The organism is Planococcus sp. RAB007_Raresut (assembly GCF_057369535.1).
In genome coordinates this window covers 1-285 of sequence record NZ_JBXYIF010000086.1, presented here as the reverse complement: position 1 = coordinate 285, position 285 = coordinate 1, and the positions used below count along the sequence as shown (strand labels likewise).

Genomic DNA, 285 nt, shown 5'->3' with positions numbered 1-285 from the left:
GGGAAGAAGTATTTTTGAAGCACTTCTATGATTCGCTCAGCGCAGCGTTTCATTTCGGTTTCACGAAAGTCGAAACCGTATGTGATGTCGGGGCAGGAGCTGGATTCCCAAGTCTTCCGCTCAAAATTTTATTCCCACACTTACACGACACGATCATCGATTCGTTAAACAAACGCATCACCTTTTTGAACGAGTTGGCCCTTGCGCTTGGACTCGAAGGTGTCGCGTTCCATCATGGTCGTGCCGAAGAGTTCGGAAAAAATAAAAAGTTCCGCGAACAGTTTG

1 protein-coding gene is annotated in these 285 nt (G+C 46.7%); it reads left to right on the top strand.

Features of this window, described 5'->3' with window-relative positions:
- On the top strand, positions 1-285 hold a 285-nt coding region (locus AC2Q9J_RS17845; RefSeq protein WP_499042009.1), incomplete at both ends, for a 16S rRNA (guanine(527)-N(7))-methyltransferase RsmG.